13 protein-coding genes are annotated in these 13,910 nt (G+C 56.2%); 8 read left to right on the top strand and 5 right to left on the bottom strand.

Annotated elements, in window-relative coordinates:
- The first annotated feature begins 29 nt into the window (after positions 1–29).
- From QMO62_RS14920 to QMO62_RS14910, 3 genes are read left to right on the top strand one after another with little or no spacing between them, the layout of a single operon-like run.
- The gene (locus QMO62_RS14920) at positions 30–365 is read left to right on the top strand and encodes an STAS domain-containing protein (protein ID WP_284642101.1); all 336 of its coding nucleotides are present in this window, start codon (positions 30–32) and stop codon (positions 363–365) included.
- 44 nt (positions 366–409) lie between these two features.
- On the top strand, positions 410–853 hold the full coding sequence (gene rsbW / locus QMO62_RS14915; RefSeq protein ID WP_284642099.1) for an anti-sigma B factor RsbW: 444 nt from the start codon (positions 410–412) through the stop codon (positions 851–853).
- The gene (locus QMO62_RS14910) at positions 850–1,629 is read left to right on the top strand and encodes a sigma-70 family RNA polymerase sigma factor (RefSeq protein ID WP_284642098.1); all 780 of its coding nucleotides are present in this window, start codon (positions 850–852) and stop codon (positions 1,627–1,629) included. The genes rsbW and QMO62_RS14910 overlap by 4 nt, the downstream gene beginning before the upstream one ends.
- A 98-nt stretch (positions 1,630–1,727) precedes the next feature.
- On the opposite strand, the gene QMO62_RS14905 is transcribed toward QMO62_RS14910, so the two are convergent.
- The 4 genes from QMO62_RS14905 to QMO62_RS14890 all read right to left on the bottom strand — a co-directional run bounded on the left by QMO62_RS14905 (position 1,728) and on the right by QMO62_RS14890 (position 5,824).
- Positions 1,728–1,988, bottom strand: coding sequence for a GlsB/YeaQ/YmgE family stress response membrane protein (locus QMO62_RS14905; protein ID WP_284642096.1), 261 nt, complete (start codon positions 1,986–1,988; stop codon positions 1,728–1,730).
- Positions 1,989–2,076: 88 nt separating this feature from the next.
- Entirely contained in the window at positions 2,077–3,243 is a 1,167-nt protein-coding gene (locus QMO62_RS14900; RefSeq protein WP_284642094.1) for a Ger(x)C family spore germination protein, read from the bottom strand.
- A gap of 16 nt (positions 3,244–3,259) precedes the next feature.
- Positions 3,260–4,699, bottom strand: a complete 1,440-nt coding sequence (locus QMO62_RS14895) for a spore germination protein (protein ID WP_284642092.1) — start codon at positions 4,697–4,699, stop codon at positions 3,260–3,262.
- Between the two features lie 36 nt (positions 4,700–4,735).
- Positions 4,736–5,824 (bottom strand): GerAB/ArcD/ProY family transporter, encoded by a 1,089-nt coding sequence (locus tag QMO62_RS14890; RefSeq protein WP_284642091.1) that lies wholly within the window; start codon positions 5,822–5,824, stop codon positions 4,736–4,738.
- A gap of 152 nt (positions 5,825–5,976) precedes the next feature.
- On the opposite strand from QMO62_RS14890, the gene QMO62_RS14885 reads away from it, so the two are divergent.
- The 4 genes from QMO62_RS14885 (at position 5,977) to QMO62_RS14870 (ending at position 10,362) form a co-directional block, all read left to right on the top strand.
- The gene (locus QMO62_RS14885) at positions 5,977–6,528 is read left to right on the top strand and encodes an RNA polymerase sigma factor (RefSeq protein ID WP_284642088.1); all 552 of its coding nucleotides are present in this window, start codon (positions 5,977–5,979) and stop codon (positions 6,526–6,528) included.
- Positions 6,525–8,045, top strand: a complete 1,521-nt coding sequence (locus QMO62_RS14880) for an ABC transporter substrate-binding protein (protein WP_284642086.1) — start codon at positions 6,525–6,527, stop codon at positions 8,043–8,045. The genes QMO62_RS14885 and QMO62_RS14880 overlap by 4 nt, the downstream gene beginning before the upstream one ends.
- Positions 8,042–9,412, top strand: a complete 1,371-nt coding sequence (locus QMO62_RS14875; RefSeq protein WP_284642085.1) for an extracellular solute-binding protein — start codon at positions 8,042–8,044, stop codon at positions 9,410–9,412. Before QMO62_RS14880 ends, QMO62_RS14875 begins: the two co-directional genes overlap by 4 nt.
- Before the next feature lie 80 nt (positions 9,413–9,492).
- On the top strand, positions 9,493–10,362 hold the full coding sequence (locus QMO62_RS14870) for a helix-turn-helix transcriptional regulator (protein WP_284642083.1): 870 nt from the start codon (positions 9,493–9,495) through the stop codon (positions 10,360–10,362).
- A 17-nt stretch (positions 10,363–10,379) separates the two neighbouring features.
- Here QMO62_RS14870 and QMO62_RS14865 read toward each other — a convergent pair whose 3' ends face one another.
- A complete protein-coding gene (locus QMO62_RS14865; RefSeq protein WP_284642081.1) occupies positions 10,380–11,234 on the bottom strand; it encodes a helix-turn-helix transcriptional regulator in 855 nt (284 codons plus the stop codon).
- A 139-nt stretch (positions 11,235–11,373) separates the two neighbouring features.
- Here QMO62_RS14865 and QMO62_RS14860 point away from each other — a divergent pair, with 139 nt between their 5' ends.
- The gene (locus tag QMO62_RS14860) at positions 11,374–13,869 is read left to right on the top strand and encodes a glycoside hydrolase family 2 protein (RefSeq protein WP_284642079.1); all 2,496 of its coding nucleotides are present in this window, start codon (positions 11,374–11,376) and stop codon (positions 13,867–13,869) included.
- The last annotated feature ends 41 nt before the right edge of the window (positions 13,870–13,910 follow it).

Raw genomic sequence — 13,910 nt, 5'->3', positions numbered from 1 at the left:
ATGAGTACATGTGGAGGTGGAGGCAACCAATGACTCCAGACCGTGACTTTCAATTACAAACGGAACGAACGGAGCTTGCGAATATCGTTTCCCTGCAGGGGGAGCTGGACTTGTCCAAGGTGGGCGATTTGCGGCAGGCGCTTGACCCCTTCGTTGCGGATACCGATCGCAGGCTGGTTTTGAACCTGAAGCAGCTCCAATACATTGACAGCACCGGGATCGGTGTGATTGTATCGGTGTTGAAGGCAAGGGATGTGCTGAAGGCCGAATTTCGGGTGGAGGAGATTCCTCCCAAAATTAAACGCCTGTTCGACTTGACCGGCATCACGCCGTTCTTGCATATAAGCGAGACCAACGCCAGCTGAGGCACGGCCCAATTAACGGTTATAGAAAGGATCGAAGCGAGAGTATGAAACCGGAAAAAGTACATTTGACCGTACCCGCACAGGCGGAATATATTGATCTGGTCCGGCTTACGCTGTACGGCATCGCTTCCAAGCTCGGATTCTCCTATGAGGAAATCGAGGACATGAAGGTGGCTGTCGCCGAGGCATGCAATAATGTGGTTGTTCATGCCTATGACCCGGGGATGCCCGGCAGCATGGAAGTATGCTTCGAGCGCGTGGGCTCTGCACTGAGCATTTCCGTGAAGGATCAAGGACCGAGCTTCGATTACGCCGAGAAAGCGAGCAAGGCCGGCTCGCTGCACGACAAGAGCTTGAACGAAATCAATGTAGGCGGGCTCGGTATTTATCTGATGCAGGCTCTGATGGATCACGTCGAAGTAAAAACCGGCAACGGCACCGAGGTGATTCTGACGAAGACGGTCAGCCAAAGTGAGGAAATGGTATGAATATGCACTCGGAGCGATTCGAAGGCCAGCGCGCTGAGGAGTTGATACTCCACTATCAGAAGACGGGCTGCAACGAAACCGCGACCGTCTTGCTGCAGCATTACGAACCAATGGTGAAAATGGCAGCCGGCAAAATGTCGCGCAATCGCCCCGATCTCTTCGAGGACCTCTACCAAGTGGGGCAGATGTCTGTGCTTCGCCTTTTGAAGCAATTTGATTTTTCCTTGGGCGTACAGTTCGAGGCATATATGATGAAGAGTGTCATCGGCCATATGAAAAATTATCTCCGCGATAAATCCTGGTATGTGCAGGTGCCTCGGCGGATCAAGGAAAAAGGAAATCAGATTCAGCAAATTATCGACACGCTGACGGTGCGCCTGGAACGGTCGCCGAATGTCGACGAAATCGCTGCGGAGATGGGGCTGTCGGTGGAGGAGACGATCGAAATTTTGGCCGGCCGCGAATATTATCATTATGTTTCGCTGGACACGCCGCTGTCGTCGGAGGATAACGGATCGACCATCGGCGATGTGATCGGCTCCTTAAGCGACGCTTACCAGCTGGTCGAAACGCGATTGGATCTACAGGAGGCGCTGGTTCATCTTAAGCCGGAGGAGCAGAAGGTACTCCAGCTTGCCTATGTCGAGGGGCAGTCTCAGCGGACGATTGCGGCGCAGCTGAACGTATCGCAGATGAGCGTGTCCCGGATCCAGAAGCGGGCCCTGGATAAGCTGAAGGCGTTCTTCCAGGAGTCTGCCGGAAGGAAGGAATCGTAGAACACGTCCTTACTAGGGGGCGTGTTTTCTTTGTGCCGTTTCGTAACAAAAAAGCGGTTCTCCCCCGGTCTCCAAGAGGAATAACCGCTTATCCATCATCAGGCTCTCCGGTTCGCGGAGCCTCGGGAAATCAGACCGAGCAGAAGGGTAAACAGCGCCGCGCCGAGCACGGAGGGAATAACCGCAAAGCCGGCAATGACCGGTCCCCACGACCCAAGCAGCCAATAGCCGATCCAAGCGCCGACGAAGCCGGCCAGCATAGCGCCGAGAATACCGCCGGGCATGGTGCCCGGTGCAACGGCTGAACCTACGGTTCCGATCACCATCGCCATCAGCAGAGTAATCAGCAAGCTCATCATGGCAAGCAGCTCCTTTCATCACGTAAGATGATTTCGCTTGTCCTGATATTACCCGCTTTGGCCGGCGATGAACCAAATCAGGGAGCCGTTAATAATCAGACCCATCCTGCTCTTTTCTATACATGCCCGAATGAAGCAGGTCGATGTTCCAATGGATCGACTTCAGGCTATAGTCCGCAAGAGGCTTTTTCCCGTAATCGGTAAGCCTGGCCCACGCCTTGAAATCCTGCTTATAAAGGACGTGCTCAAGTCTCAGCACATCCGATTGCTTTTCCTTACCCGCTTGGAAGGCGGAGGTAATCTCCTCTGCGATTTCCTTCTGGGCCTGCTGTTTAAGAAGCTCGTCCGACTCATCCCCGGTCAACTCGTTGATGCGGCAGCCGACATGGCCCTCGATGCGAAAGCTCACCTTATCGCCCGCCAGCTCGGACTTGATGACATGCACCGGTTTTTTGCACACCAACGACGAAGTCGGCAACCCGGCACCGGAGAGGCTCAGGGTCACCCGGTCGGTTCCCCCTTCTACCCACCGCGTACCGATCCCTTGCTCCAGAGGGAAATAGACGGCAGGCTGTTCCTTGTACAGGGCATAGACACCGTCCTTATACAGCAGCGGCTCGTTCTTCTCATCCATCTTCCAGCTTTTGCGGGTGATACCCAAGGAAGGGAGAAGCACGGTGTTACCCGGCTCGCGCAGCTCCGCTATGAACCGCTGATATCGCATAGGAGTGATCGTCGAGCTTTGGCGGTGATTCATCTCGGGCTGATGCAATATGGTGGAGAGGGAGGACAGGTTAAAGAACGATTTGGTGCTGAAAATATCCACGATCGACGATTTCGTCCCATAGACCCATTGGGAGAAGCGGATTTCCCTGAAGCGAATCATACTGTCAAAGTCCTCTGAGCGAAGTCCCTTCCTGAGCAGCTTATCACCGATGACCAAGGCCGATACGTGGCCCCAGAACATCTCCTGCTGTGCAGCTCGATTGATATCGTGAAACGCCTCCGCTAAGCTCTTTCCTTTCCCTATCCCTACGAAGACCGGAGCCTCTTGACCAGGCTTGCCGCCCCCCTGCTGCTTGGCTACATTCGTGAAATCCAGCAGCTGTACGTAAACCACGTACTTCCCGTCTAAATAATCGATCCCGACCGCCGTACTGTAGTTGATATCCTGCATCGTCTTCACGTCCCAACAGCCGGACAGCAGCAGAAGGCAACCGATGAGCGCCGCCGTTCTCCAGTATATGCTGCGCATGAACATCAGCTCCTCCTTACCGGTTGGGTTTCTTGGACCGCAGAAAGGCGGGTATTTTGGGCTGCAGCCGCAAGGGAAGCTGCAGCAAAGCCTGGGGCCATTCCTTCCAGAAGGGAGGAGAGATCGGGGCAAGATAAGAAACGCCGAACGACCGCTGCACGGACAGGTATAAGACCGTGGCGAAGATTCCCAGGAAAAACCCGTACATACCCAGCGCGGAAGCACAGGCCAAAATGAAGAACCGCAGCACCGTAACGGTTCCGTTCAAGGATTGGTTAACCAGGGTAAATGAAGAGACCGCCGTTAGGGCGGAGACGACCAGCGTCGTCGGGGAGGTGACTCCCGCTTGTATGGCTGCATCCCCGACAATTAAGCCTCCTACGACGGCCACCGTTTGCCCTACGGCACGGGGAAGCCTTAGCCCTGCTTCCCGAAATAGCTCGAACAGGCCGAGCATGAAGTACAGATCCAGCGAACCGGACATCGGAAGACCCAGCTTGGAGGAGGTAATGGTAGCCAGCAGCGGGAATGGTAGCTGATCCATATGGAACGACGTAAGAGCAACCCAGAAGCCGGGCAGCAAAATCGCGATCAGCAGGCCGATTAACCGCAGCAGCCTTTCAAGAGATACGAAATAGAAGGGGAGGTACATATCCTCCGGCGATTTCAGAATGGCGGTTAAATTCGTCGGACCGATGAGCACCATCGGGGAGCCGTCAACCAGAATCACAAGGCGCCCCCGCAGCAGGCTTTGAGCCACGAAGTCAGGCCTTCCGATATAATCGAACAGCGGGAACAGCGGATATTTCGTATCCGCAAGCATCTCTTCCAGCTGGGAGCTGCCGAGCAAGGCATCCACATCTACCCGCCGGAGTCTGCTGCGGGCTTCTTCCACAATGGCTGCGTCGGACACATCGGCTATGTACATCAAGGAGACTCGGGTATTGCTCCTTCGGCCGATCTGGAAGGACTCGTTGCACAAGCTGTTGCTTCGAATCCGCTTGCGGATTAGCGCCGTATTGATTGCGAGCTCCTCCGTGAAGGCATCCCTCGGGCCCTTCACCGAAACTTCCGTGCTGGATTCCTCGGGCGTTCGTTGAGGAAGCTTCGCAATGTCGAGCGAGTAGAGCAGCTGCTCCTTCTCGAACAGCAGCAGCAGATGCCCGGAATAGATGCGGATCACCGCATCCTGGAAAGGCGAGAAGGGAAGTGCGGCCAGCTGCAGCTGGTTCTGGGATAAAGTCTCCGCCAATAGTCCAGGCTCCTGCTCGGAGAGCATGATATTCAGGGAAGGAAGAACATGCTCGTTCAGCTGCTCCGTATCCGCCATCCCTTCGCAATACAGCAGTACCACGCTATGCAGTCTGCCGGACTCTCCCAGCTGATGATGATGTATCTGGACATCCGACGATTGGGCAAAAAAGTTCCGCAGCCTTTGTTCGTCCCAACGCTCCATGAGCTTCCCTCCTACTGATGTAATTCCGATTGTGGGTTACGACGTTACTTCCTTTTTCGCTGCCGGAAGAAATGCAAATAGGGCGATAAGCGCCGTGAGCAGTATCCATATAGCGAATAGGGACGGATAATACACCTGCTTCAACAGCTGCATAAACTCCATATCGCTAAGCTCAAGCAGGCTGACGCCCATAATCAGTGCGGCAGCGGCGATAAGGATGCCGTTCCGGTAACGCCTCTGCTTCAAAGGAATGATGTCCGACAATATAAACAGCATAAGCGAGATTCGGATAAAAGCGCCTGAGAGCCATTGGTAGATGGAGAGGAAGTCCAGATGGGAGATGAATTTGCCGATCATCACCATTCTCCATTGCTCGAAGGCCGGGTATCTGAGATGCGCGGATTCGAACGGTCCGAATAAAGAAATGGAGCCCATTAACGGTCCGATCGTAAGGCCCGACAAAATGAGCACCACGGACAGCAGCGGCAGCAGCCGAATCGGGCCTTTGACATGGTGCTGAATAAACAATAAAAGCATCAGCTCGCCGGTCGCCTCTCCGAGATAAGGAAGTGCTTGCATCGTAGGGCCAATGCCATGAGTGAATAGCGGTGTGAGCAGCGAATAGTCCTTGAACTGAAAATTCGTCAACATGACGAAATACCCGAGCAGAACGACACCCGGAAGGAAGATGCCGGAAATAATCGCTATGGATTCGATTCCCGCCATCGCGGCAAGCACACAAAGCAGGAGGAAGGTGGCGCCGATGACGGACAATGGAGTCAGGGGCAGATAAGATACATGCGTCCACATGGCGGTATCTCTCAGGGAAACAAATATTGAAGCGAGCAGCAGAAGAAGAACCGGAAGGGCTACAATCATCGCAGCGAAGGTTCCGTAACGCATCCGAATCCAATGGAGGATCGGCAGCCGGTCGGAACGCTTGATCATGCCGTACCACAGCAGGGCCCATAAGAGGGCGGGGATGATCATAATGACGACAGCCATCCAGGAATCCCGCTTCGCGGTTTCGAGCAGGAAGGGCAGAAGGATCACATGATTGTTCACCCCGATGACAAGAATCAGCATCATGTAGGCCTGCAATGGAGTAATGGTACGCTTGGTCATGGTCGTCCCCCCTGGGTAATATCGCATCAGGGGTAGTATGCGGAACCTTTTGCCATGATTATGCATTCCTTGGCGGCTTGGATGAACTTTTTGCCATGGAAAGGGAACCTTTTCCTTCCTGTACCGTCCAATGTGTTGAGAGGTGAACACCGGTGGCCTTTGAATATTTGAAGTCGCTCTCCTCAGGGATGGATAAGAGCGCCATTCTGCAGGAGTTAATGGCGGCCTATGGCGAGGATGTGTGGAACTATGCCTTCTTCCTCACACGCAAGCCCGAGCTGGCCGACGATATAACGCAAGATGTGTTTGTGAAGGTGTTTGAGCGGATTTACACATTCCGCGGAGAAGCCTCCGTCAAGACGTGGTTGCTCGCGATTACGCGCAATTTGGTACGGGATCACTGGCGTTCGGCCTGGTTTCGCAGAGTCATTCCCTTCGGCGTGCTGCAGCGCGAAGAAACGATGGCTTCGGCGGAAAGCCAGGCGATCGGCAGTCTTGTCACCGAGCAGGTATGGCAGGTGGTGCTGGGCCTGCCTGCCAAGCTGCGGGAGGTGCTGCTGCTGCATGCCCATCATGGCCTGAGCTACGCTGAGATCGCCCGGCTACTGTCCGTCTCGGAGGGAACGGTCAAGTCGAGGCTTTATCGGGCGCGGGCCAAGGTTTCGGAGCAGTTACATCAGGCGGAAGGAGGTGACGGACGATGAAGCGGATGGAGCCGGAGGCATGGGAGAAGCAGCTGACTAGACTGCCGCTGAAGGAAGGGGGCTTCTCCAAGGAGCTAATTCGGAAGGTGAAGGAGCGAACCGAGGTGGAGAAAATCGGAGGTCGTAAACGCAGCAGCTGGCTAAGGCTGAGCCCGGTGCTGGCGGCAGCAGTACTGATGGCCGCGGGGTTGACGCAGCAGGAGGAGATCGGCGCGCTTCTGACCAAGCTTTCCAAGCCGCAAGAACGAATGGCATTGGAAGCCATGGATAAGGAAAAGGAGCAGAAGCTGAAGGTGTATTATTTTCACGAGGACACCTTCATGGCCAATTATGGCAAGGCATTTATCATTCGCTATCCGAATACGGATCTGGAGATCGTCTCTCACCCGAACGGACCGGCAAGCAGCAGCGGACCGAGCCCGGAGCAGCTGATAGAGCAGCGGCAGCCGGATGTCTTGGCCCTAACGCTGGAGCAATACGAACGCATGGCTTCCGAGGGCAAGCTGTATGCGCTGGATGCCGTTATGAAGCAGGACCGCTATGATCTGCAGGGCCTTTACAGCGGCTTGACTGAGGTGCTGCGGGACAAGGGGGGCGGCAGTCTATACGGACTTGCGCCGCAATATAATCAGCGGGCGCTCTTTTATAATAAAGAGCTGTTCGACAAATACGGTATTCCTTATCCTAAGGACCAAATGAGCTGGGAGGAGCTGCTGCAGCTGGCCCAAAGGTTCCCGGCCGCAGCGGAAGGCGATAAGCTGTACGGGCTTACGATAGGCACGGCCTACGATCCCATGCAGCTGGTGCAGGAGGCGGGGAGAGCCAAGGGGCTGCAAATCATCGATGACGCGGGGCAGCAGGTAACGGTGAATACCCCGGAATGGAAACAGCTGTACATGCAAACGATGGAAGCGTACCGCAAAGGGAGCTTACATCTGCCCGAAGTGATCATGGGAAGCATCACGATGGAAGAGCTGTATAAGAAAAATCCCTTTATCATGGGTAAGGCAGCTATGTCGCTTCAGACGTACAGCTATGTGCGAAGCATGGAGGAAGCGCAGAAACATTACAAGCTGTCCGCCTTCCCCTGGGATCTTGCGACCGAGCCCGTGGATCCCTCAAGGCCGAAGGAGACGACATCGTTCACCGTACCGACGGTATACGCGGTGAACGCCAAATCGCCCAATAAGCGGACCGCTTGGGAGCTGGTCAAATTTATTGCCAGCGACGAGATGGCGCGCAAGATGGATTCCGGTTCCGGCTCGTGGGGAGTACCGGCCCGTACGGGTGTATTGAAAACAAACGAGCATCGGCTTGAGGTGTTTACGATGCTGAAGCCGGCTGTTCCATCTTCACCTAAGAATGTGCCGTCTTCCTTCTATCAGTCGTTCAATGAGCTTGCGATGCAGCAATCCCAGGCGGTGCTGGCGGGAAGGAAAGCCGTGGACACAGCGCTGAAGGAGCTGCAGGAGGCCGGTCAGCAGGCACTTGTCAGAGCCAAGGCGGAAGCCAAGTGAGCAAAGGGGATCTCGATGGCATGAAACGGATGACCTATACGAAGTTTTTCCTGATGGGTGCATTCCTGATCAATGTGCTCGGCTGCAGTCAGGAGCAGCCGGCCGTCGCGGAGGCGACTCAGGGCAAGCTGAAGGTTGCGTACTACGACAAGCAGGCATTCGACCTTCAGTACGGCGACTATTATGCAGTCATGTTCCCTAACCTGGAAATAGAAGTAATCGAGACGAAGCCGGCGAGCAGCGCGGGCGGGGATCGGCTTCGGGAGCTGGAGCGACTGCTTGACAGGGAACAGCCGGACCTGCTGCTGCTGGACAAAAACAGCTACGGGAGGCTGGCAGGGTTAGGAAAGCTGATATCCCTGGACCCGATGATCCAGAAGGACCGCTTCGATATTGAAAGTATGCTTCCCGCTTCAGTACAACTTTTACGCAGCAAGGGAAAGGGGCAGCTGTACGGCTTGGCTCCGCAATTCAGCAATTCCGTTCTTTATTACAATAAGGAGCTGTTCGACCGTTACGGCATCCCTTATCCGAACGAGAAGACGACGTGGGAAGATTTTTACCGGGTGGCAGCGAGATTCGGAGGGAAGCAGGAGGAGCCGAAGGTGTACGGATATCACTTTCCCTTCATGTCCAGCGTGTACAATATGGTCTTCCAAGCCGGGAGAATGCAAGGGCTCAGCTTCTGGACGGAGGACGGCAGCAGAGCTACGGTGAACACACCCTCCTGGCGCCGGGTGGTTCAATCGGTGAAGGAAGCCGTACGCAGCGGCAGCACGCCGGCGCCTGCAGATGCGATGAAGCAAAGATGGGAAAAGGAGGATCTGGATAAGACCGACCTATTCGGTCAGGGACGGGCGGCCATGACGATCAATACGACCTGGCAGATCGATCAGCTGAAGCGGAGCGGAAGCAAGGTGTCATGGGACATTGCTCCGCTGCCTGCGGCCGAAGGCGGGAAGCGGTACAGTCCCGATTTTTCCTTGAGCCCGATCTACAGCATTTATGCCGGAGCAGGAAATGTGGAAGCCGCATGGCAGGTCATCCGATATTTTCACAGTACGGAGGCCGCCAAGGTCGAGAGAAAGACGTCGCAGGCTCTGCTGACCCGCCAAGGGTTTGTAGGTCAGGAGGAAGGACGGAGCCTCCGGATCTTCTATGACGTTGCTTATGACGAAGCAGCAGACCAGGCGCTCCATGCGCCTCTGCCCTTCAGCTTCTATGAAGGCTTCGACCGGTTGGCTGAAGAGGAGCTGGACGCTATTATGCAAGGCCATGCGACTGTGGAGCAGGGGCTGCAAAGGCTGGAGCAAAGAGTACAGCGTCTGCTGGAGGAGAGCAAGGCGGCACCTCAATCGAATGAATAACGTATCGACTCCCATTCATGCAAATAGTATGATGGGAGTATTTACTATGTCTACATGCAGTCCAAGGGGGACGGAAGCACATGGCGGAGAGAAGTCAGCCCATCGACCTGCAGCAGGAACATCTGCTTCGCAGCTACTTGGAAAATACGCAAATGAACCTGCACATCGCAACCTATACGAAGGTGTCGCATACCTGGGGATCGCCTCCTCATACACCCGACGTGAATCGCTTGTATTACATTCGTGAGGGAGAAGGCTGGATCAAAATCAAGGGACGCCATTATGAGCCCCGGCCGGGCCAGCTGATTCTTCTCCCGGCAGGAGTGCGGCTGTCCTTCGGTACGCAGGCGTGGGGCAACACGTACGGCAAGTATTGGTGTCATTTTACCTCGACGGTGGGGGATATCAGTTTGTTTCAGATGCTGGATATTCCATATGTACTGGATTTTCCCGATGAGGGATGGCTCGAGCAAAGGTTCCAGGAGCTGATCAAGCACCATAGCCAGCCTACCTTGACCTCGCCCCTGCGCATCAAATCGGTGCTGCACGAAATCGTATCGGCCTACATGGAGACGGCGGCTGAGCAGGAGCGTGGGGTCCGAATGGTGCATTTAAGCGAAACGGGCAAAATCAACAGCGTTCTCGCCTACATCGATGAACGTCTGCACGAGCCGATTACTGTAGAGGAGCTGGCGCAGCTGGTGCATTTTCACCCGAATTACTTCATGCCGTATTTCAAATCGATGCTGGGCGTCTCGCCCATTGCGTATATCAATCGCAAACGGATGGAGAAGGCGCGCGAGCTGCTGGTCACAACGGAGCTTACGGTGACGGACGTCGCGGAGCAGGTAGGCTTCGAGTTGTATTACTTCTCCCGGTTATTCAAGCGAATGAACGGGATGTCCCCGAGCGAATTTCGCAAGCTGATGCAGAGACTGTCTACTGATTAAATGGCTCTGCAGCCGGACTAGGCCTGCGGCGAGCGCTTGAATTGATGAGGGGTCAGACCGACGTGCTTCTTGAACATTTGGCAAAAATACGAGAAGTTGCTCAGCCCCACCAGCTGCCCGATTTCCTGAACGGGGGCGTCGGTCGTCTTGAGCAGCCAGCACGCTTGCCGGATGCGCCGGGCGGTCAAATATTCGGTGATGCTGCTGCCGACCGTCATCTTAAACACGGCGGAAACATGATTGGGCGAGAGATGAATGGCATGCGCCAGCTTCTTGAGCTCGAAGGGCTCCATGTAATGCAGCTCGATCCACTCCATAATCCTCTCCGCGGTATAAGAGGGCTTGGAAGGGGCGGCAGGCAGGTCGGTGAGCGGACCGGCCGTTGCTTTGAGCTGATGAAGGAGAGCGGTTAAGAACAGAAGCTGCTCCTCCAAACGTTCTTCCTGGGAAGCGTTTGCAAGGATGGGCCTATGGACCTGGAACAGCTGCAGCATCGCCTCCTGGGAGAGGTTGGTGAAGCATTGCTCGGTCAGCGCGCCCTTCCACAGCTTGGCGAAGAAGGCCCGCAGGGACGGGAAAGAGGCGAGACTGGCGTCAAGCACTGCCGGTTCGAAGACGAAGAGGGACCGGATGTAGGTTTTGTTCGGCAGGTCATGGACCCGGATGCGATGCAGCTGGAATGGCTTGAAGAAGAACAGTATGCCGGGCCTGAGCTCTATAATTTGTTGCTCCACAATGACGGTTCCATGCCCTTCGTGAACGTACAGCAGCTCCATGCCCTGATGGGCGTGGAAGACCTCCGCAAATTCGCGCGTGCGGTCCAGCTGAAAGGAAAACTGAGCCGGGTGCCGGTTAAGGTTCATATAGTTCATCAGCTTCAAATCGATCACAGCCCTTCGGTCATCGCCTGGCGGCGACCGTAATATAGCAACATTTTATCATAAGAGGACAAAACTTTGGAGTGCCGAATCGTGCTAAGCTGAAAGCAACGAACATAGAGGAGTGTTTATCTTGCAGAAGCAGCGATTGGTTGAGCAGTGGGAGCATTATTGCGGGAGTTTGGGCGGTCCTTGGGAAGTGTGGCGCGGGGATAAGCTGAAAAATCATTATAACGTGCCGTGGCAGCCGGTTTCTCTGCCGCACAGCTACAACGGGCTCGACGTGATGGACCCGGACGGCAAGTACTATCAAGGACAGGGCTGGTACCGGGCCAAGCTGGAAGTGAACAATCCGTATCCGGGGGGCCGGACGCTTTTGCATTTCGAAGGGGCTGGGCAGCGCTCGGAGGTATACGTTTATACATGGAAGATCGGAGAGCACATCGGCGGCTATGACGAGTTTACGATAGATATGACGGAGGCTGCGGAGCAGGCGGCGGCTATCGAACGTTATCGGGGTCTCGTGCCTGTAGCGGTGATGTGCGATAACAGCAGAGATCTGGAGACGATCCCGTCGGATGCGAGCGATTTTCACCTGTATGGGGGTATCTACCGGTATTTGAATCTGGTGTATGTGCCTAAGGTTAGCTTACAGCAGGTGCATGTGGAAGCAAGTGAGGTAAGTGTGGCGGGCGACGGTACGGGATCGTGCCGGGTGAAGGTGCGCGCTTCGTTATATAACCCGGAGAAGTGCTCGGAGGCTGTGAAGCTGGCGATTCGACTGCATGCTCCGAACGGGGACTTGGTGGCGGAATCGACGCTGGAATGCCTGCCGTGGCAAGGGGAGAAGGAGCTTGCGGTGTACGCGCTGAACGGCGCCTCCTTATGGTCGCCGGGGTCGCCCGAATTGTATGCCTGTACGGTGAGTCTGGAGAGTGTGCACGGTAAAACGTCCGTTCAGGAGCGGTTCGGGGTACGGTCGTTTGAGTTCGTGAAGCGGGGACCTTTTATGCTCAATGGCGAGAGGCTGCTGCTTCGGGGGACGCACCGCCATGAGGATCACGCAGGTGTCGGTCCGGCGATGACGGAGGAGCAGATCCGCGAAGAGATGAAGCTGATCAAGGAGATGGGCGCGAATTTTATCCGGCTCGGTCATTATCAGCAATCCCGCATTGTATTGGAGCTATGCGACGAGCTGGGGATCCTGGTGTGGGAGGAAATCCCCTGGTGCCGCGGAGGTCTCGGAGGCGAGGCGTACCGGCAGCAATGCCGCGATATGCTGACGGCGATGATCACGCAGCATTACAATCATCCTTCGGTCATTCTATGGGGATTGGGCAATGAGAATGATTGGGAGTGCGACTTTGATTATTTCGATCAGGAAGAGATCCGCCGGTTTATGAAGGAGCTGCACGAGCTGTCGCATCGTTTGGACGACGGGCGTTTGACGGCGATTCGCCGCTGTGAGTTCTGCAAAGATATTGTGGATGTGTACTCACCGTCCATCTGGGCCGGATGGTACCGGGGCATCTATACTGATTATGAGGAGAGCTGCCGTACGGCGTTCGAGAATGTCGATTCGTTCTTCCATATGGAGTGGGGCGCGGATAATTTGGCCACCCGGCATGTGGAGAAGCCGTTCACGGGCTTCGAGTTCATTCCTAAGGGGGAAGGCGGCTCAACGGATGAGCGCGACGGCGATTATCTGCTGACCGGCGGCGAGCCTAGAGTGTCCCGGGACGGAGATTGGTCGGAGACGTACTTCTGCGACATGATCGACTGGTACTTGAAGTGTCAGGAGACGATGGAGTGGCTGACGGGAGCGGCGCAGTGGTCGTTCAAGGATTTCGCCACGCCGGTGCGGCCGGATTCGCCGATTCCGTTCCTGAACATGAAGGGCATTGTGGAGCGCGACCTGACGAAAAAGGAAGCCTATTACGTGTTCCAATCGTACTGGGCGGCGAAGCCGATGGTGCGTCTGTACGGGCATACGATGCCGGTACGCTGGGGCCAAGAGGGAGAGCGCAAGCTGGTGAAGGTGTACTCCAACTGCGGGGAGGCGGAGCTGTTCCTGAACGGAGTCAGCCTTGGCGTGAAGCGGCGGGATTCGCAGAGCTTCCCGGCTGCCGGCCTGCGCTGGGAGACGGTGTTCGTCCCGGGCGTGAATCGTTTGCGCGTCGTAGCGACGCAGGATGGGGTCACGGTGGAGGATGAGCTGACGTTCGAGTACCAGACGGAGGCATGGGGAGCCCCGGCGCAGCTGCAGCTGACGGCCGAGACGTGCGAGGACGGCCGGGTGTACGTCGAGGCGCGGGCGTATGACGCCGATGGCGTGTTCTGCCCAGACGCGGCGCAGTTCGTGCGCTTCGGGCTCAGCGGCGACGGCCGACTGCTCGACGGGCTCGGCACGATCCGCGGCTCGCGGCTCGTGCAGCTGGCGAGCGGCCGTGCCGGCATCTACGTCGACCCGGTCGGCGGCCTTCCGGCAGCCATCGGGGAGTCGGGCTTCGTCTCGGCCGGCGGCCCGGCGTCGGCGCTGGCCGGAGCAGGAGGCGCGCGGACCGCGCCGGTGTCGGTGGTCAGCGTGCGATGCGAGGGCCTGCCGACGGCGCTGATCACGCTGGGGTAGGTTGGCCGTTCGGGTGCGCTCGGGTGCGTGGAGTGTTGTTG

Source organism: Paenibacillus silviterrae, assembly GCF_030167925.1.
Lineage (GTDB): Bacteria > Bacillota > Bacilli > Paenibacillales > NBRC-103111 > Paenibacillus_G > Paenibacillus_G silviterrae.
The sequence above is the reverse complement of the archived record's forward strand: the minus strand, read 5'-3'. Positions and strand labels throughout refer to the sequence as shown.